Genomic DNA, 15,737 nt, shown 5'->3' with positions numbered 1-15,737 from the left:
AAATATGCTATGACAAAACTTATTCGCATTAACGAGCGGGATAATGTAGCGGTTGCGCTGCATCCTGTCAGCAAGGGCGAGACGCTGACCGCGGGCGGCGTGACCGTTACCGCAGTCGAGGACATCCCGCAAGGCCACAAGATTGCGCTTGAACCGATCGCAGAGGGCGCGTCTGTTGTCAAGTACGGCTATCCGATTGGACACACCACAGCGGCGGTTGAAACCGGTATGTGGGTGCATACCCATAACATGAAAACCAACCTGTCTGGTGAAGAGGAATATACCTACGCGCCTGCTGTTCCGTCGGTATCGGCTGTCGAGCCGGAAACCTTCATGGGTTTCCGCCGCAAAGACGGCCGCGCCGCGGTTCGCAACGAAATCTGGATTATTCCGACCGTCGGCTGTGTCAACGATGTGGCGAAAAAGATGGTCGCGGACAATCAGGATTTGGTGACCGGATCGATTGAGGGCCTGTATACCTTCACACATCCTTACGGCTGCTCACAGACCGGCGCGGACCACGCGCAGACCCGCAAACTGCTTGCGGCGCTCGTGCGTCATCCGAACGCGGCGGCGGTGCTGGTACTCAGCCTCGGCTGCGAGAATTTGCAGCACGATCAGTTCCTTGAAGAGCTTGGACCCTATGACGAGAACCGTGTCAAGTTCCTGACCTGTCAGGACGTGGAGGACGAATTTGCAGCCGGGCGTGCGCTGCTGGAGCAGTGCGCCGCATTTGCCTCGCAGTTTACCCGCCAGCCCATTCCGGTCAGCCAATTGGTGATCGGCATGAAGTGCGGCGGCTCGGACGGCCTGTCCGGCGTCACCGCCAACCCAACTGTCGGCGCGTTCAGCGATATGGTGATCGCCCGCGGCGGTTCAACCGTGCTGACCGAAGTACCCGAGATGTTCGGCGCCGAAGGCATGCTGCTCAGCCGCTGTGTCAGCCGTGAGGTGTTTGACAAGGCAACCGGCATGCTCAACAACTTCAAGGATTATTTCATCAGTCACCATGAAACCGTGTATGAAAACCCCTCGCCCGGCAACAAAGCAGGCGGCATCACGACGCTGGAGGATAAGTCCTGCGGCTGCGTGCAGAAGGGCGGCACGGCACCGATTGTGGACGTGATCGGCTATGGAGATGCAGTGACTGCGCATGGCCTAAACATGCTGTACGGCCCGGGCAACGACCTTGTCTCTGCTACAGCCATGACGGCGGCGGGGGCGCATATCGTGTTGTTCACGACCGGCCGCGGTACGCCGTTCGGTGCGCCCGCGCCGACCATCAAGATTGCCAGCAACAGCCAGCTGGCGGCAAAGAAGTCAGGCTGGATTGACTTTGACGCCGGCCCGGTGGCCGACGGTGAACCGATTAAGGATGCGGCGGCGCGCCTGTTCGATTTGGTTTTGCAGGTTGCCAGCGGTCGGCAGTCCAAGAGCGAGCAGCTCGGCTATCGAGAAATCGCCATCTTTAAGGATGGCGTCACGCTCTGAGGCAGGCATATGTTTTCTTTTGATATTACCTGATTCTCTTTTCTACTTTCTTTGAATGGAAAACGCCGTAGTGCTGAGGCTCTGCGGCGTTTTCTGATATGAAAAGAAGGCCGCATTGGCGGCCTTCTTTTTGCTATATGAGCGCTTTGTGGTACGATTTATTCGTTGGAGTGTTCTGCGGCGCGGGTTTGTTGGATTTCCTCCAGCAGGTGCTTTTGCGTATCGTCGAACAGCAGGCGTTTGTTGTGTGCAAAATAGGCTTCGCAGCCGAAGTTCTGGATGAACCACGAGGTAAAGTAATTCGCGGTCAGCTCGGTGGCGAACAGTACCATCTCCTGACTGTCGCCGATGGCTTCGTCGAGAAAAGCGAAGGCATTCGTGAGCGCGTGGTCGGTTTGGTCCGCCGCGTCCGCGCGCGCCTGCACGTCGGTCTGAAATTTTTCCTTGAGATAGTCGAATGCGCATCCAGCCGGAATCTTTTCAAGTGATAGTCCCTGCCGGAAGGCATCCAACCGTTCGGTCTCGCGCGACGCAATAAACAGCGCGTCGCGGTCGGTCGAACCGGCAGCACGGCGGCGGGAGAGCGCGGCACGCTTGTCGTCCAGCAGTGTGCCGAGCGTCTTTTCGCCCTCGCGGATGCGGATGAGGTCCTGATGCAGCGCATCGGTCAGACCGTCCAGCCGGTAGGTTTCGCGTGCGCTGTCGGCCAGTCGCGAGAGCAGTAGTCCCAGCACGCCCAGCTTTTCGTCGAACGGTGCGCCGGCAAGCTCGGAGGCGCGCACGCGCTCCCACGAGCCGTCGAGGATTTCCTCCACGCGGTAAACGCGCTTATATTTATCGTATAATTGCAGATAATTTGCAAAATCGCTGGCGACGCGCGGCAATTGCAGATACTGTTCGACCACCTGCCGGTCGACCGGTAAGCCGAGTGTTTCATATACCTGCATCAGCTCAGATAAGTCCTCCCAGCCGCGCGCGGTGACGAATTGCAGGCCGTCCGCAGTCGCTTCCACACGGTAAAAATGGTCGCGTCGAATCTCCAGATAGGACAAAATTGCGCCATGGATGCCGCGGCGGTAGGCGTATTCCTTCCAGACCGTGAAATCCTCCTCCACGTCGATGCGCTTGACGCGGTCGAGTGTGACCACGTCGAATTCGCGCACGGATTTGTTGTATTCGGGCGGGTTGCCCGCGGCAACAACCACCCAGCCTGCGGGCAGCTGCTGGTTGCCGAAGGTTTTGCACTGCAAAAATTGCAGCATCATGGGGGTCAGCGTTTCGGAAATGCAGTTGATTTCGTCGAGAAACAGAATGCCCTCGGAAACGCCTGTGCGCTCGACTTCGCGGTACACCGAGGCGATAATCTCGCTCATCGTGTAGGCGGTGACCGTATATTCCTGCCCGCCAAACTTCTCGTGATCGATATAGGGCAGGCCGAGCGCGGACTGTCGTGTGTGGTGGGTCAGTGTGTAGGACACCAGTCCAACGCCGGTCTCATCCGCAATCTGCTCCATAATCTGCGTTTTGCCGATGCCCGGCGGGCCCATCAGCAAAATAGGGCGCTGCCGGATGGGCGGGATGCGGTAAGCGCCGAATTCGTCGCGCGCGAGATAGGCGCGCAGCGCGTTTTTAATTTCGTTTTTGGCTCGTTTGATGTTCATCGTGGTTCTCCTATCTCGTCCTCACGCAGCACGGCGCGGATCGCCCATGGCGGGACGTTTTCGGGGTAGGCGCCGCCTTCGAGCATGACGAAGGCCGCGTCGTATTTGGGACGTTTTTTAGGGTAAATCCCCAGTCCGTCGGTAAAGTAAATCAGCCCGCGCAGATGGTGGAACGCCCCCTCGCTCACCAGCCGGGCAACATATTCAAATACCGGCCGAAAGTCGGTCGCGGACTGTCCGATCAGCTCGAAATGGTCCATATAATCGGCAAGATCACGAGCGCTTGTGATGCGTTTATCCGCGCGAATCTGGTCGTCGCACTGCAAAATGCGCAGATTGATATGCCGGAAAAAGCTCTCGCTGTCCTGTAACAGCTCGTAGGTGCGTGTGAGGAAGCTGCGTACCAGCTCACCCGAGGTGGACATCGAGGTGTCGACTGCGATGACAAAATCCTCGATTTTGCGCACCTCACGCGTTTCGAGCGGCTCGATGAGCGGCATGTTGCCAAAGTGCCGCAGGCCGTAGGCGTAGTAGCCGTAGTCGAAGGAGTCCGCGTCGACTGCGACTTCCTCGCGCAGAGCGGCAAAGCGTCGCAGAAACGCGCGATAGTCGGTGGTGTGCTGGGTGGTGACGGATAATTGCTCACGCACGGCTTCGCCGCCCATCGCCTGATTGGAGAACACGGTTTCCATCGCGGTCTGGGTGCGCTCGGCGGTGCGCTGCCACTGCTTGTCCTGCTCGTCGTCGCCTTCTTCGGGCCAGAGCGAGTGCTCATCGACCGCGAATACGCGCGCGAGGGTGGCGCAGTCATAGGAGCTTAACCGGTCGCGTCGGAATTGTCGGTAGATCGCTTCGGCGGTCAGCACGGGCATCTCCGCACGCAGGTTACGGTACAGGTTTTGCCGCCGCACAGAGGGCTTGTCCGCCTGCAAGCAGCGGTAATCCAGTGTGTCCAGTATGCTTTCGACCGCTACATCGCAGGCTAAATCCCACAAATCGCGGTCGCGGCCGCGCGTTTTGGCGGGATGGCGCAGCAGACAGTGAAATACACTATGCAGATACGCGCGGTTGACGCGTGAACGGCCGCGTTCGAGCTGCTGCGCCAGCCACGCACCGTTGAAGTACAGGCTGCGCGCGTCGGTGGCAAGGGTGGCGGTATCAAACCCGTCCGAGACAGCCAGCGCGGACAGCGCGGCATCCAGAAAGGGCAGACTCATATATAATTCGGTGCGGGCGGAGAACAAAATCTCGCGCCCGAGGGCGTTCCAGCGTTCGCTTTGGGGCATGGAAAAGCTCCTTTACAGGTCGAAGGTTTTGGCGCGGCCGCGGGCGGCGGTTTTGCCGGTCGCAGCGAGCAGCACGGACAGCGCCGCAGTCTGTTCCTTTTCACGGGCAGCATCGCAGGCGGCCTCCACATCGGCGGCAGTCAACACGCCGAGCGACAGCAGGAAGGAAATCGCCGCGCTTTCGCCGGCGGCAGCGCACTCACGCAGCAGCACGCCGCCATGTGCGCGCAGGCAGTCAAGGTAAGCCTCGCGCGCAGCGTCCGACAAAGCATACGGGACAGCCAGTCGCCGTGCTGCGACCCGTGCGGCAACCGCAAAGTCGTGCCGTTCGAGCAGACCGGTGAGCGCAAGGTCATATTGTCGGAAACTGAGGACGCCCGCGTCAAAGCACTGACGGTAGCCGTAGCCTGCGCCGTGGATGCGGCGCTGAAAGATATGCGCGGGGGAGAGGTCCTCGAGTTCCTCTGTGTAGGCGGGAAACAGCAGACGTGCAGGCGCGCCGCCGTCGAAGCGCACGTCCAGCTCACCCGCGTGCGCACCCAGCAGCTTTTGCAGGCAGGTCGGCGTATTCGGCTCAGCCCGCAGTACAACCGTGTGCAGTGCGCGGCAGTTCATCAGCGCGCCGCCGCCGAAGTCCGTGACTGTGTGGGGCAAGGTGATGGTTTCCAATCGGCGGCAGTTGTAAAATGCATAACTACCCACGCTTTGCAGCGCGGTAGGCAGCGAGACCGCGTGGATGGCGTTCGCGTCATGCACAGGCTCCGGCCCGCCGCAGGTGATGCGGACAGAAAACGTCTCGCGCCCGGAAAGGTCGGGGGCGCGCTCGCTGAGCGCGTAGGGGCCGAGCTGTGTAATCGGTACGCCATCGATATCGTCCGGCACGCGCACGGTATCATCGCGCGTCTCGCACCGCAGCACGGCGATGCCGTCCGGCACGCGCACGCAGGTCAGTAAAAGGTCGTTTTCGCCGTCGATTACGTGCATGTCCCGCCCTCCTTTTCAGATGATTTTCGTCTGGATTGATTATAGCACAGGCACAGCGGGGCGGCAAGGCATGTCGGGCATGCCGCAGCGGATGCTTCTTGTAATAAGAAAATATCAGGATAATAATTTATATTTTTTCTCAAAAAGTGGTTGACAAATGGGGGTGCTGCGAATATACTGTGACTATACCGACAAACCAATGACGAAGACGAGTAGCAGGGAGACCAAACCTCCAAGAGAGCCGCGGGTGGTGAGATCGCGGCAGGGAAGGACCTTGTGAATGGACTTTAGCAGGGCAAGGCGAACGGAGGAAACTCCAAGTAACTGCGACGGGGACTCCGCCCGTTATCCGGGGAGCACATATTGTTGGATATGTGAAAGTGAGCGGGCGTATTCTGCGTCAACCTGGGTGGTACCGCAAGAGTTTGTTTATCAACTCCTGTCCCATGATTTTCATGGGACAGGAGTTTTTTTATTTTGCTGACCCACATATTTCATATAAAAAGGAGAGAACCTACCATGGCAAAGATTCCGCACAGATTGTATTTAACCGAAGATCAGATGCCGAAGCAGTGGTACAACCTGCGTGCCGACATGAAGGAACAGCCCGATCCGCTGCTCCACCCCGGTACGCATCAGCCGCTGCCTGAGGAGGCGCTCTATCCTATTTTCTGCGAAAAGCTGGCGCATCAGGAACTGGACAGCACGGATCGCTATATCGATATTCCGGAGCCGATTCTGGATATGTATAAGCTGTACCGTCCGTCGCCCCTGTGCCGTGCCTATAATCTGGAAAAGGCGCTCGGCACCCCGGCAAAGATTTACTACAAGTTTGAGGGCAACAACACCTCGGGCAGCCACAAGCTCAATTCGGCCATCGCACAGGCGTATTACGCCAAGGAGCAAGGCCTAAAGGGGCTGACGACCGAGACCGGTGCGGGCCAGTGGGGCACGGCGTTGTCCGAAGCGTGCGCGTATTTCGGACTGGATCTCAAGGTCTATATGGTCAAGGTTTCCTATGAGCAGAAGCCGCACCGCAAGGCGGTGATGCAGACCTTTGGCGCGGATGTAACGCCGTCGCCTTCCAATACCACAGAGGCGGGCCGCGCCATTCTTGCGCAGGACCCGAACACAGGCGGTTCGCTCGGCTGCGCAATTTCCGAGGCGGTCGAGATGGCGACCACACATGAAGGCTACCGCTATGTGCTCGGCTCGGTGCTCAATCAGGTGTTGCTGCATCAGTCGATTATCGGTCTAGAAAGCAAGCAGGCGATGGAGATGCTGGACGAATATCCGGATATCGTCATTGGCTGCGCGGGCGGCGGCTCCAATCTGGGCGGTCTGATTGCGCCGTTTATGCAGGATAAGCTGCTGGGCAAGGCTGATCCGCGCATCGTCGCAGTCGAGCCCGCGTCCTGCCCGTCGTTCACCCGTGGCAAGTATGCTTACGACTTCTGCGATACCGGCCATGTGACACCGCTGGCGCGCATGTATACGCTGGGCAACGGCTTTATGCCGGCGGCAAACCATGCGGGCGGTCTGCGCTACCACGGCATGAGTCCAATTCTTTCCAAGCTGTATCACGATGGCTACATGGAGGCAGTTTCCGCCAAGCAGACCGATGTGTTCGAGGCGGCAACCCTGTTTGCAAAGGTGGAGACCATCCTGCCTGCGCCGGAATCCAGCCATGCGATTCGCTGTGCGATTGACGAGGCGCTCAAGTGCAAGGAAACCGGTGAAGCCAAGACCATTCTGTTCGGTTTGACGGGCACGGGCTACTTTGATATGTCGGCATACGAAGCGTATCACAATGGTACAATGACCAACCATGTGCCGACGGATGAAGAATTGCAGGTCGGTTTTGACACGCTGCCTGCACAGCCGGAATAAAATCCATTTCGTATGGAGGTGAGGCCTGCCGTGGACATGGCAGAGCATCTGCTCGAATCTGTTGTTTCCTGGGCCATCCTGTTATTTGAATATGTTGGCGTGGCAGTGATAGTGGCTGCTGGTGTACAGGGCGTCTGGCGCTATGTGCGCCGCGATCCGCTGACACGTTTGACACTTGCCAAGGGATTGTCGCTTGGACTGGAGTTCAAGCTGGGCAGCGAGATTCTGCGCACCGTAATTGTGCGCGAGTTTAAAGAGATTGGTCTGGTTGGTGCGATTATCCTGCTGCGCGCGGCGCTGACCGTTCTGATTCACTGGGAGATTAAAAACGAAGAGCGGGGTGCGGTGAAATTGCCGACAGAATAGGCCATACAATCCGTTTTATGCGAGCCGCCGGATATGTTTTTCGGCGGCTCTAATTAGAATGAGAGAAGGGATGGGAGACTGTCTGTGGAAGATGAAAAGAAATTGAAGAAAAATTTGAAAAAAAGATTGACAGAAGCGATGTGTTGTGGTATTCTATTTAGGCAGTCGAAACTGAGCAAAAAGTTCGACTGAAAAATACAAGTAAATGATTTGCGCCAGTAGCTCAGCTGGATAGAGTGTTTGGCTACGAACCAAAAGGTCGGGGGTTCGAATCCCTTCTGGCGTACCAAGAAAAGCCGTTATTTCAATCGAAATAGCGGTTTTTTCGTACTTTGTTGTACCTTTTGTAAAATAGCAAAAGTGCATTGGTGTTTATTTGGTGTTTATCTGGTTCAAAATTGGGCGTTCCCGCTTACGGGAGCGCCCTTTTTCTATGCCTGCTGTTTGAGCGGACTTAGGATGTCGTTTATCGTGTCAGCTGCGGCTACATCTGCACTTTGGATTGCGTGTGCATAGATGTTCGCCGTGGTGCTGGCCTGAGAATGCCCAAGACGCGCCGACACAGTGCGCAGGTTTATCCCGCTTGAAATCAATAACGTTGCGTTGGTGTGACGCAGGCTGTGTATCGTTACGGGCGGGAGGTCATTGCGCTTGACAAAATCGCTAAACCAGTTGGTTAGGGTGTCAGGCCTGAACGGCGCACCATCCCAGCGGGTAAATACCCGGTCGCTATCCTGCCATTGGTCACCGACCATCAGCCGTTGCTTGCTCTGCCACGCACGATACTCCTTCAACATAGGGATGCAGTTTGCTGGCAGTTTAATGGCACGTTGTGAACTTGCAGTTTTAGGCGTATCGTCAATCAACCCCTGTCCTGCAAGATAAACCGTGTTGCGGCGAACCTGCAGCACTGCATTTGCAAAGTCTATATCCTTCCATTGCAATGCGCACAGCTCGCCACGCCGCAGGCCGGTGTTGATCAGCAGCAAGATCATGGATCTGTATTGTATCGGTTCGTTGACCAGCAAAGCAATCAGATGAGCAGCCTGTTTTTCATCCAGAAAACGGGCTTCTTTTCGTTCAGCGCGTGGCGCTTTGACCCGCTTGCATGGATTCGAGGGGATAAGCTGCCACTGTACCGCAGTTTCCAGCATAGACGAAAGCAGACGGTGATAATGCAGCAGTGTTTTCCCTGACAGTGTTTCCTTGCCTGTTGGTTCAAATACCTCCCCAAGCGGGCGATTCAAGGCGGCGCTTATCTTCTCGGCACTATGGCGGTTGATATTATGTCCGGCCGAAAGGGATTCGATTGTTCCGATGCTCACGCCCGCGGACTTGGCAAATGCAGATTGTGTTGAAGGTATCAATTCTTTGAAGCTGGTTTTACACCTGTATTTTGTATCAGCGCGCACGCCTGGTTCGCTAAGATTCGCATAAAAAGCTGTGATATGGTTCGGGCGCAGTTTGTCCAGTCGGATATGCCCGAGTGCTGCAAGGGCGCGGGGCAGCAAGGCGGTGTAGGTGGCAAGCGTGCGAGGTTTTAACTGCTTTTCGGCATAGCCTGCGAACCACCTTTCGGCAAAGTCTGCAAACCGAATGCTTCCGTCCAGCACTTGACCGGTGCGGCATTTTTCTTCGAAAAGCACGGCCTGCCGGTTAGCCTCTTTCTGGATCTGCTTTGCGGTCATGCCATCGGGCGGCACCCATGTCATAGTGCGCCGGAGCTGCTTTCCGTTCAGATCGTAACCGCAGGATACGGTGATTCGGTAGGTGTCGCCGCGTTTCTGTATTGTGGCCATGTGATCACCTCTTTTGCTGATGAAAATGATCTATATTTTTTTGTTTTAGCTCTTCCAGCTTGAATTTAAGAAAAGAGTTCGTGCTTTCATGAAGATTCCATAAATCTTCCTCAGATACTTCTAATTCACCGTCAGGATAATTGATCCATAAGAAACAATCATCTTCTTTCCAGCCAGTACTATAGCCAATTTGCTTCAATTTTATTTCTAAATCAGCGCTCCAAAAATATGGACGCTTGCTTTCTGGATCATTCCAAAGAAACTCACCGACTTCTAGACCGAGTGCACCAGCCATGCGGGTTATTATCGCCATAGTTGGTTGGCGCTCATTAGTTTCATATCTGCGTAAACTCATCATAGAAATGCCGCTTTTTTCGGCAAATTCTGCTTGTGTAAGACCAAAAGCTTTTCTCATTTTTCGTATTTGCGTTCCAAATTGCACTTCCATAAAATCACCTCGCACAATTAGTATAGCACATATCAGAACCAAATGGAACAATTATTTTTCATATATTACTTGAAAATTGTTCTGTATAGTGATAACATAACTTTAAAATCATTCCGAACGGAACAATTGAAAGGAGGAGAGTGCATGGTGATCGATATAACCAAACTAGATATTGCCTTAGCAAAGCGCTGCCGGACAATGTCAGCATTGCGGGCAGGGGTATCACCACAAACACTTCGGAAAATTAGACAGGGCGGCGACGTGCGACCGGATGTGGTCGGAAGAGTGGCACAAATACTTAAAGTTGAAGTAACCGATATTGTAGAGGAGGGGCGGTAATGAGTACAGTACGCATGAGATTTCCTGCGCAAGCTTTAGAGGAGCTGCGTAAGGATGACCCGAACACACCGGTTACATTGAACCTGATACGCACGTTGGTTCGCCGCGGCGACATCCCCAGCGTTCAGGTAGGCCGCGGCCGTCTAATCAATTATGACGCACTGCTGGCATATCTTGAGAACCCGGCAGAGGACAAGCCGGAGCAGGTGCGTGGCATTCGGCGTATTGATGAGCGAGCGGGAGCGTGAGCCTATGAAGATTACCGATTACTTACCAACCGGCAAAGAAAATGCGATTCCCAGCAAAGAACTTGCGGCGCGGCTTGGTTTCGATACCGTGCGGGAGCTGCAAAGGGCAGTCGAGCGGGAGCGGCAGTCTGGTGCCGTGATCTTGTCCACCTGCTCAGATGGCGGCGGCTACTACCTGTCCGATGACCCGCTTGAAATAGCGGCATTCATTCGCACGCTCAATACCCGCGCCAGCAACACCCTACGTTCGTTGGAAAGCGCCAGGGCTGCACTGGATGAACTGACAGGACAAGATCGGCGGTGATCCCTTTGGGCTATGAGAAAATCCCCGATGAACTGCGCGCCTTACCGCAATGGGTTGTACATAAAGCAAAATGCCCTTATGACCCACGCACTGGATATCGGGCAAAGGCGCGGCAACCGAAAACATGGGCGACTTTCAGTGAGGCAGTGAACACAGGCGGCTATGATGGTATCGGCTTCGAGTTCATGTCTGAAAACGGGCTTGTGGGCATAGACCTCGACACGGTGCGTGATCCCGAAACCGGTTGGACAGATCCGCTCGCGTTGGAAATTATCGACCAACTCGATTCATACACTGAAATTTCACCGTCTGGCTACGGCTTTCACATCATAGCGCGGGGAACGCCTGCTCTTGAGTGGAACAAGGTCAAACTGCCAGTCAACCAGATTAAGCGGGTCGATGTGGATCTTACCACGGGGGAGGTCAGACGCGACAAGGACGGCAATACCCGGTACAAGCAGCCAGAAATCGAGATGTATACCGAAGGGCGCTACTTCACTATGACCGGCAATGTCTGCGGCGGGTATGGTATGCTGGCTGAAGCGGATGCGGCAATAGCAACGCTGCAACAACGGTTTTCCCGGCAGGACAGCCACATACAGCAATCACCGGCGAGCGCGCTCAACTGGGACGCGGAGATCGGAGGTAGTAGCCAGACATCTAGCAAGGTAGGCAAGGACTATCTTGCAATCGGGCTTGAGAAAGACAGCAGGTTCCGTGAGCTGTGGGACGGACACCGTCCGCACGGCAACGAGAGTGCGGACGATCAAGCCCTGATGAATAAGCTGGCCTATTGGTGCAACTGCAACGCATCGGCGATGATGAATGCTTTCAAGCAGTCCCCGCACTGCCAACAGAAAGACCATCAGCACATGAAGAAAGCGGTTATTCGGGAGGATTATTTACAACGTACTGCGGAACAGGCGGTCAAGGGTTGCACGCGCACGGCAGAGTACGACGATCTGAATTATCAAGACCGGCAGCAGGCGAGTGCTGCGCAGGACTTCGGACCAGTGGCAAACAGGTGCGAGACAGGTACAGCACAGGCCACAGACAGCTCGCAACTCGACATGCTGAATCTGACCATGATTTCCGCCGCCGATCTGCAAAAAGAACACCTTCCACCGATACAGTTCATTGTGCGGGGGCTGCTCCCGCAGGGTTCTAACATGCTGGCATCTCCGCCGAAATACGGAAAAAGCTGGTTCGTACTGGATTTAGGTTTGGCAGTCGCTGAGGGCCTAGAATTCCTCGGGCGCAAAACGCAAAAATGCGGCGTGCTGTACCTCGCGCTTGAGGACAGCAAGCGACGGCTGAAGTCCCGCATGAATAAGCTACTGAATGGGCGCAAGGCACCGGATAATTTCTATTTTGCCACAGATACCCGCGAGATCGACAACGGGCTGCGGGATGAACTGAGCGGGTTTATCGAAAAGCGCCCCGACACAAAGCTGATTATTATCGACACACTGCAAAAAGTACGTTCTGCCGGAAACGGTAAAGATGTGTACGGCAAAGACTATCGGGACGTTGGCGCACTGAAGAAGTTTGCGGACGAAAACAACTTGTGCATCTTGCTTGTGCACCACTTGCGCAAGATGGGATCCCCCGGCGATCCCTTTGAGCGGATCAGTGGCACAAATGGTATCTTGGGTGCGGTCGATACTTCCATGGTCATGACGAGAGAATCCCGCAGCGATGAGGACACACTGCTGTCTGTTGTGGGGCGCGATGTGGACATGCAGGAGATTTATATTTCGTTTGACAAAGACTCCTGCAGGTGGTCTGTCAAGGGTGACGCGGATTGGATCGCAGAGCAACGTACCCGCTTGGAATATCAGGATAGCCCAATCGTCAAGACGATTAAGAAGCTGCTCGAGCAGGGCGGTGGTCGGTGGGAAGGATCTATGAAAGACCTCCTTACGGCCGGGCAGTATATCACGCAGACCTATATCGATTACAACGAGCGGGCGCTGAGCAACAGTGTGAAAAAGCTGGAACGGTCACTGTTCAATTTTGACGGGATTATCCACGAGCGAACAAAGCACGGTTCAGGTGGTGGAAAACACCGTTTCTACTATACTGCATTGTCGCAGGATACCGTTGAGCTCGACCCGGATCAGCAGGAAGAAATCCCGTTTTCATCGTGAACCGTTACTATGTGAAACTACCGTTCATACCGTTCATGACCGTTACTGCACAACGAATGATACGCACGGTATGAACGGTATGAACGGTTAACGGTAAATAGGGAAAAGGAGGATTTATGCAAGACAAGATTATCCAGATTATTCCCGCGCCTTTCTCCATGTGGGCACAGTTCGATGTTGAGGGCGGGAAGAATGAGAAGTACATAGCCCCAGTGGTCTGCCTTGCGCTGGTCGAGGATGGTGTATCGGGGCAGGAGGTGCGGCCGATGTGCATTGATGTAGACGGATGCGTAGACTTTGCAAATGACATTTGCGCCGGGTTTGAGCGGATGCTATTCGAGGAGGGCGAGAAATGAGCAAGGACATAACCTGCCCGCTCGACAACCGACCATGCGAGCATAACTGCCCGGATCGATATATCGACCGGCCTGAAGGCGGTTGTCTGCTTACCACGGCGCTTGAACAAGGGTGCAGCTTGATCGCAATACACGATAATAACGTGGTAATCATGAAGTAGCCTGAGAAACGGGGGTGATGATATGGATGAAAAAACGAAATACTGTCCGCTGCTGACGGAAACAGGCAGCTTACACTTGCGGGAGTGCTTGAAAGAGCACTGTGCATGGTATGTGCGTTATTATACCGGAGAAGGGAACTGTGCGCTTAAAGATATTGCGACAAGTCTGACCGAACTGGGGCAGCGGTAACAAGGTAAACAAAAAACATAGAACAAGAAAGGAAGTCTAAAATGAATTTTGTAAAGAATCTGAGAGAAACCACCATTGAATACATCAATAAACTTGCTGCTCATAATGCGCAGATTGAAGCGCTCGATCATGACCGCGCCAATTACAAACAGAGCACTTATCTGGATAAGCGTCGTGATTTGGTAAAGCAGCAAGAAGATATTCTAAATGAAGGGCGCTACAAGATTCTTGATGTCGTAAATGGGTATAAACAGGATCTGACCGTTCGGTATTGTGCAAAAGGTGGCGACATTACTGATGACGCAAAGCTGTTTACCGGCAATATCCCGCTTGCGCAAGGCGATATCGAAGCGCTGGTGGACAAGTATACGGCGGTTGATAACATGACCATGCTGCGCATGATCTTTGACTATGCAAGCAACCACGATATCTACATTGACCGGGCATATTACACCGAAGCGATGCGTGCGCAGGCTGCGGATGTTCTGGGCGAAACAATGAGCGGCGCGCTCACGAGCGATATGACCGGCGCATTTGTCCAGAACGATTCCTTCTTCTATCAAAGTATGGTCCCGCCTGCCTTGGCGGGTGAATAACCCGTGTCTTGTATGGGATAAAGGTTGTTTGCTGGGGACATGCAAGTCCTGTGCTTTTTGCGCGAGATAAATTTAGGGGAGTCGTGAAATGCGACTGCTTTTCACCTCTCCTCAGCACAGCGGAGAGGTTGCTTGATGCTGTACATTTCAGCAAACACAGCGAAATAACCGTACAGGTAGATGATTTCGCAGTGTAGTGAAGCAATACAAAACGCAGACTGTTGGGGTACCGACAAAATGTCCGGTACCTTTGGCTGGAAAGCAAAAGCGGCAAGCCCTGCACGGCCTGCCGCTCTCCCGCTCGATTTTCTCTTGTGAGCTTATTCTACCACGAGCGGGAGGTTATGCGCAATGACAAATGAAGAGCTGGTCACGAAGGCCAAGACGGGCGATCGTGATGCACTGGCGCAGCTCTGGGAGCAAAATCGCGGATTGCTGGCAACCTTGTTCGGTGAGCTTGCACGCAAGGCTGGCGCGAGAATGGCCGCTACGGGCGTGACATGGGAGGACGTGGAACAATCCTTCTTCCTTGCGGTCGCACTCGCTGTGCGGCTGTACGAGCCGGAACGGGGCGTGCTGTTCTCATCGTTCCTGCGCTATCCTGTGAAAGCGGTCTTTTTTGACTTGGTCGGTTGGCGTACTGAGCATCAAAAGCGCGACCCGCTCGGGCAGTGTGCCAGCCTTGATGAACCGATCAGCGGCGAGGACGGAAGCCAGACACCACGCGGTGAGCTTGTTCCTGATCCAGCGGCCGGCCGGCAGTTCGAGGATGCAGAGGAGCGACTTTACACGGAGCAGCTGCACGCCGATCTGGAGGACTGCATCAGCACGCTTGACGAACACCGAGCGACTGTGATCCGCGCCCGGTACTTTGAGGAAAAGACGTTATCCGAGATTGGGGAGCGGCTCGGTGTAAATCAGCCGTGTAGGACAACTGGAGCGCGACGCAATGCGGAAGCTGCGCAGCGGTCGAAATATACAGCGGCTGCGGCAGTACCGCGAAATGATCATAAGCAAACACGCATACCACGGAACAGGCCTTAGCGCATGGAAGTATGGAGGCGGCAGTGTCGAGGAGAGGACGCTGGTTTATCTGGAGGGAAAGGGGGTGTTGTGATCTATCCTGAGATTTCTGAGACCCTAAAAAGGACTTGGGTAAACTTGGGCAAGGTTGGGGCAAGGTTGCAAATAGGACTGTCGCACAAATTGTGCGCAATTCCTGCAACTCCCCAAAAGGGTGTGTCGCAAATCTCACATCTTTGAAAACAGATTGATGGTAACATGCTACGCGGTTATCCGGCGATTTCTGAGACACTAGAAGGGTACGGTAAAACACCGTACTCCACAAGTGGGCACGGCATTTCCACAGCTTGTGGTCGAAAACAATTTCTTCCCGAAAGTCAAAAACCGCAAGTTTACCACAAGGCCATAAATCCAGATATCAAAAGCCACACCCGCTTGTTATGGT

Annotated in this window: 18 protein-coding genes and 1 tRNA gene; 14 read left to right on the top strand and 5 right to left on the bottom strand. The window is 54.7% G+C overall.

Annotation, left to right across the window (positions count from 1 at the left end):
* Positions 1 to 9: 9 nt before the first annotated feature.
* Positions 10 to 1,491, top strand: a complete 1,482-nt coding sequence (locus ACTQ34_RS09765; RefSeq protein WP_441363648.1) for a UxaA family hydrolase — start codon at positions 10 to 12, stop codon at positions 1,489 to 1,491.
* Between the two features lie 158 nt (positions 1,492 to 1,649).
* Here ACTQ34_RS09765 and ACTQ34_RS09760 read toward each other — a convergent pair whose 3' ends face one another.
* The 3 genes from ACTQ34_RS09760 to ACTQ34_RS09750 are packed head-to-tail and all read right to left on the bottom strand — an operon-like array spanning position 1,650 to position 5,422.
* Positions 1,650 to 3,152: an AAA family ATPase gene (locus ACTQ34_RS09760; protein WP_441363647.1), complete on the bottom strand. Its 1,503-nt coding sequence runs from the start codon at positions 3,150 to 3,152 to the stop codon at positions 1,650 to 1,652.
* On the bottom strand, positions 3,149 to 4,438 hold the full coding sequence (locus ACTQ34_RS09755; RefSeq protein WP_441363646.1) for a vWA domain-containing protein: 1,290 nt from the start codon (positions 4,436 to 4,438) through the stop codon (positions 3,149 to 3,151). The genes ACTQ34_RS09760 and ACTQ34_RS09755 overlap by 4 nt, the downstream gene beginning before the upstream one ends.
* A 12-nt stretch (positions 4,439 to 4,450) precedes the next feature.
* Complete coding sequence (locus ACTQ34_RS09750; protein ID WP_441363645.1) at positions 4,451 to 5,422, bottom strand: leucine-rich repeat protein; 972 nt, start codon at positions 5,420 to 5,422, stop codon at positions 4,451 to 4,453.
* Between the two features lie 519 nt (positions 5,423 to 5,941).
* On the opposite strand from ACTQ34_RS09750, the gene ACTQ34_RS09745 reads away from it, so the two are divergent.
* The 3 genes from ACTQ34_RS09745 to ACTQ34_RS09735 all read left to right on the top strand — a co-directional run bounded on the left by ACTQ34_RS09745 (position 5,942) and on the right by ACTQ34_RS09735 (position 7,967).
* A complete protein-coding gene (locus tag ACTQ34_RS09745) occupies positions 5,942 to 7,312 on the top strand; it encodes a TrpB-like pyridoxal phosphate-dependent enzyme (protein ID WP_441363644.1) in 1,371 nt (456 codons plus the stop codon).
* Positions 7,313 to 7,342: 30 nt separating this feature from the next.
* The gene (locus ACTQ34_RS09740) at positions 7,343 to 7,678 is read left to right on the top strand and encodes a DUF1622 domain-containing protein (protein ID WP_441363643.1); all 336 of its coding nucleotides are present in this window, start codon (positions 7,343 to 7,345) and stop codon (positions 7,676 to 7,678) included.
* Positions 7,679 to 7,890: 212 nt separating this feature from the next.
* Positions 7,891 to 7,967 (top strand) — tRNA-Arg (locus ACTQ34_RS09735).
* A gap of 142 nt (positions 7,968 to 8,109) precedes the next feature.
* On the opposite strand, the gene ACTQ34_RS09730 is transcribed toward ACTQ34_RS09735, so the two are convergent.
* The gene (locus ACTQ34_RS09730) at positions 8,110 to 9,477 is read right to left on the bottom strand and encodes a tyrosine-type recombinase/integrase (protein WP_441363642.1); all 1,368 of its coding nucleotides are present in this window, start codon (positions 9,475 to 9,477) and stop codon (positions 8,110 to 8,112) included.
* A gap of 4 nt (positions 9,478 to 9,481) precedes the next feature.
* On the bottom strand, positions 9,482 to 9,925 hold the full coding sequence (locus ACTQ34_RS09725; RefSeq protein ID WP_441363641.1) for a helix-turn-helix domain-containing protein: 444 nt from the start codon (positions 9,923 to 9,925) through the stop codon (positions 9,482 to 9,484).
* Between the two features lie 144 nt (positions 9,926 to 10,069).
* On the opposite strand from ACTQ34_RS09725, the gene ACTQ34_RS09720 reads away from it, so the two are divergent.
* The 10 genes from ACTQ34_RS09720 to ACTQ34_RS09675 all read left to right on the top strand — a co-directional run.
* A complete protein-coding gene (locus ACTQ34_RS09720) occupies positions 10,070 to 10,264 on the top strand; it encodes a hypothetical protein (protein WP_441363640.1) in 195 nt (64 codons plus the stop codon).
* The gene (locus tag ACTQ34_RS09715) at positions 10,264 to 10,512 is read left to right on the top strand and encodes an excisionase family DNA-binding protein (protein WP_441363639.1); all 249 of its coding nucleotides are present in this window, start codon (positions 10,264 to 10,266) and stop codon (positions 10,510 to 10,512) included. The genes ACTQ34_RS09720 and ACTQ34_RS09715 overlap by 1 nt, the downstream gene beginning before the upstream one ends.
* A complete protein-coding gene (locus ACTQ34_RS09710; protein ID WP_441363638.1) occupies positions 10,475 to 10,816 on the top strand; it encodes a hypothetical protein in 342 nt (113 codons plus the stop codon). Before ACTQ34_RS09715 ends, ACTQ34_RS09710 begins: the two co-directional genes overlap by 38 nt.
* Before the next feature lie 5 nt (positions 10,817 to 10,821).
* Positions 10,822 to 12,966, top strand: coding sequence for a phage NrS-1 polymerase family protein (locus tag ACTQ34_RS09705; RefSeq protein ID WP_441363637.1), 2,145 nt, complete (start codon positions 10,822 to 10,824; stop codon positions 12,964 to 12,966).
* Positions 12,967 to 13,082: 116 nt separating this feature from the next.
* Entirely contained in the window at positions 13,083 to 13,322 is a 240-nt protein-coding gene (locus ACTQ34_RS09700) for a hypothetical protein (RefSeq protein WP_441363636.1), read from the top strand.
* Positions 13,319 to 13,483: a hypothetical protein gene (locus ACTQ34_RS09695; protein WP_441363635.1), complete on the top strand. Its 165-nt coding sequence runs from the start codon at positions 13,319 to 13,321 to the stop codon at positions 13,481 to 13,483. Before ACTQ34_RS09700 ends, ACTQ34_RS09695 begins: the two co-directional genes overlap by 4 nt.
* Before the next feature lie 22 nt (positions 13,484 to 13,505).
* The gene (locus tag ACTQ34_RS09690) at positions 13,506 to 13,673 is read left to right on the top strand and encodes a hypothetical protein (RefSeq protein ID WP_441363634.1); all 168 of its coding nucleotides are present in this window, start codon (positions 13,506 to 13,508) and stop codon (positions 13,671 to 13,673) included.
* A gap of 41 nt (positions 13,674 to 13,714) precedes the next feature.
* Positions 13,715 to 14,269 carry a hypothetical protein gene (locus ACTQ34_RS09685; RefSeq protein ID WP_441363633.1) on the top strand — a complete coding sequence of 185 codons (555 nt, stop codon included), beginning with the start codon at positions 13,715 to 13,717 and terminating at the stop codon, positions 14,267 to 14,269.
* Positions 14,270 to 14,620: 351 nt separating this feature from the next.
* Positions 14,621 to 15,313, top strand: a complete 693-nt coding sequence (locus tag ACTQ34_RS09680) for a sigma-70 family RNA polymerase sigma factor (protein WP_441363632.1) — start codon at positions 14,621 to 14,623, stop codon at positions 15,311 to 15,313.
* A gap of 237 nt (positions 15,314 to 15,550) precedes the next feature.
* Positions 15,551 to 15,737 (top strand): hypothetical protein (locus tag ACTQ34_RS09675; RefSeq protein ID WP_441363631.1); only part of this gene is annotated, 187 nt, incomplete at its 3' end.

Origin of the sequence: Agathobaculum sp. LCP25S3_E8 (assembly GCF_052117165.1) — a bacterium.
Lineage (GTDB): Bacteria > Bacillota > Clostridia > Oscillospirales > Butyricicoccaceae > Agathobaculum.
This window is presented reverse-complemented; position numbering and strand designations above follow the sequence as displayed.